Source organism: Mycobacterium sp. (assembly GCF_049683355.1).
GTDB lineage: Bacteria > Actinomycetota > Actinomycetes > Mycobacteriales > Mycobacteriaceae > Mycobacterium.
On record NZ_JBAUJB010000009.1, the window covers coordinates 1 to 2509 of the forward strand.

A 2509-nucleotide genomic window follows, 5' to 3' on the forward strand; every position below is an offset into this window, starting at 1 on the left:
ACTGGCGCGCCAAGAAGGACATCGACTCGTGTGGACTGTGAGATCTGCCCGTCGCTGCAGAAGACGTGCCAATGCCGCGTGACGATGGGTGGGATGACGACGAGCGCGAAAACGTGCTCGAGACTGACGAAGCCATGCTCGAAGTCCTCGCAATCCATGCATCGGCCGGGGACGGGGGTGACGATAGCGGCGGCGATGACCACAACGTGGTCGACGACCACGGTGATCCACAGCTCGATGTGTTTTTCACCGTCACCAACCCTGCGGGGTCGCTATCGGCCATTGCTTCCTTGGGCGGACGCCTGCAGCGCATTCAGGTCCTGGATGTGTCCCAGCTTGACGGAGCTCGGCTCGGTGAGGAGGTCCTTGAACTAGCGACTTTGGCGAGGGATAAAGCGAGGGCCGCTCAGCACGAGGTCGTAGCTGATCTCATGCGCGGCCTCGGGCAGGACCGGGCCGGCGTGAGCGCTCTCCTCGAGCACTCGGTCGGGTTGCCCACACACGAGGCCGCGGATGCCCAAGTTGCAGCGGTGTTTGCGGCGTACAACCGGTCGAGCGATTAAGGACCGAATGCCCACACAGCGAAATCGTCGTAGCTGGCTCATCGGAACGGCAATCATGCTGGCCGTGGCGGTCACAGCCACGTTAGCCATCACCTGGTGGCTCCCGGCATACCGCCTTGGTTCCGCCCGCGCATCCTGGCAACCGCCTCCGGACGCGATGTTGGCATCGTCGATGCGTGAACAGCCGGTACCCGGTTGGCGGACCAATGTCGCAGAGTTGGGTATGCCCCGCGCTGTCGGCAGCAAGCTTGCGGTTAGTAACGACGAGCGCAACTTGCAACCTTTCATCGGCAACATCGGAGCGAATGCCTACTTCCTGGCTCGCAGTGAGGAAGCCGACGGGTCGCAGTGGTGGCTGGTCAGCATCGATGTCCACAGCGGGCGGCCACTATTCGGCGCAGTACCCCTCCGCTCGGGAAATCAGATGCCGGATTGTTTTCTCAACGGACCGACTCAGATCTTGTGTCTCGATGGTGTGCCTTCAAAGCTGGCGTGGGTGATTGACGGCCGATCTGGGGAAGTCGGCTACAGCGGCCCAACTGATCTCCAGCGGAACCTCGGCACTCTGACAGTCGGCCAGGTCGGCATTTACGCCGTCGCAACTACTCAGAATGAGGGTGTGTTCGGCATCGGTTCGCAGGCCGAGACGACGTGGTTCGTCCCAGGCGATGGCAGGCTACAGATTGCGCCGCCGACGCGGCCGAGCGCGAGTTCACAGACCCTGACCGCACAAGACGATGTTGATCCGATGTCGTGGTCGGCGACGGTCTTCTCGGTAGTGGATGGCAGTGTGATCGAACCCGATCTTGACGACGGTTCGACGCTGATTGACACCGTCTTCTACACAGGTGGGTTTGCTGCTGAAGTCGACAGCCCAGACGCAAAGCGTTCGAGCATCATGTTTTTCGACGATTCTGGGAAACGTGTTGGTGAGCACGGCGAGGAGGGCGTACTCGAACGCGATGAGGATCCTATAGATCTGCCAGTCGTCTGGTCGGAAGACCGGAGCATCGTGTACTCCGCGCAAGGCCAGAAGTTGATCGAGGTCCCTGGGTCTGCAAGTCAACTTGTCGGGACCACCTTGATGGCCAATCTTGCCAACAGCCGAGAATTCCCGGAGTGGCAGCAGTACAACATCCGCGACGGCACAGCGGGGCCCGTGTGCGACTACCCGATGCACAACTACCTCGGCACCGACGGATCCACGTTGGTGTTCGAGGTGACCAACCGGAACGCGGAACTGCTCGCGAAGGCCCATGACCTCAACTCCTGCGAGCGACTCTGGACGCTTCCCAAAGAACCCGACTCCCTCGACCGCATCTGGAACATCGACGGCACGCTCGTCCAATTGGCCAACGAGGGAACAGAACTGCTATCACTGGTGGCGCCGGGGTAGTGAAGTTCTCAGCGAGTAGCGATGCAGTGGACCCATGGTCGGGGGAGCGAGGGAAAAGGCCAACCCGAAGACGGTGGCTGACCGGAGCCGCCATCGTGGCAGTTTTAGCGGTCACAAGCACACTGGCTGTCACGTGGTGGCTGCCCGCATACCGCCTCAACGCGGCGCGAGCGGCTTGGCAGCCGCCTCCGGAGGCGGTCCTCTCGTCGCCGATGCGTGAGCAACCGGTCCCCGGCTGGCGAATCTCCCTCGCTGACCTGGGACTGCAGCGAACTACCGACAGCCGAATCGCAGTCGGTAACCGCCCGATCGATCCGCGACCATTCATCGGCAGCATCGAAGAACGGGCATACTTCCTCGCCGACAGCGGCGTGGGCGACGAGAGGCACTGGTGGCTGACGGGAGTCGACGTCCACAGCGGAGAACCGCTATTCGGCGCCGTATCCCTTGGTGCGGGGAGGCAGGTGCCGGAGTGCTTTCTGAACGGCCCGACCCACATTCTCTGCCTGGATGGTGGAATTGCCGATAGCGCATGGGTGATCGATGGACG

General features: G+C 62.0%; 3 protein-coding genes. All 3 read left to right on the top strand.

What is annotated here, in order from left to right; all coding sequences use genetic code 11:
• The first annotated feature begins 71 nt into the window (after window positions 1–71).
• Entirely contained in the window at window positions 72–563 is a 492-nt protein-coding gene (locus tag WA944_RS00390) for a hypothetical protein (RefSeq protein ID WP_526646060.1), read from the top strand.
• A gap of 64 nt (window positions 564–627) precedes the next feature.
• Window positions 628–1959 (top strand): 9-bladed beta-propeller domain-containing protein, encoded by a 1332-nt coding sequence (locus WA944_RS00395; protein ID WP_526646062.1) that lies wholly within the window; start codon window positions 628–630, stop codon window positions 1957–1959.
• 212 nt (window positions 1960–2171) lie between these two features.
• Window positions 2172–2509, top strand: a 338-nt coding sequence (locus WA944_RS00400; protein WP_526646064.1) for a 9-bladed beta-propeller domain-containing protein, incomplete at its 3' end; no start/stop codon positions are given.

What these genes read in the sequence shown, in the direction of transcription:
- WA944_RS00390 (WP_526646060.1), top strand. Translation starts at nt 72, where the DNA reads ATGCCGCGTGACGATGGGTGGGATGACGACGAGCGCGAAAACGTGCTC.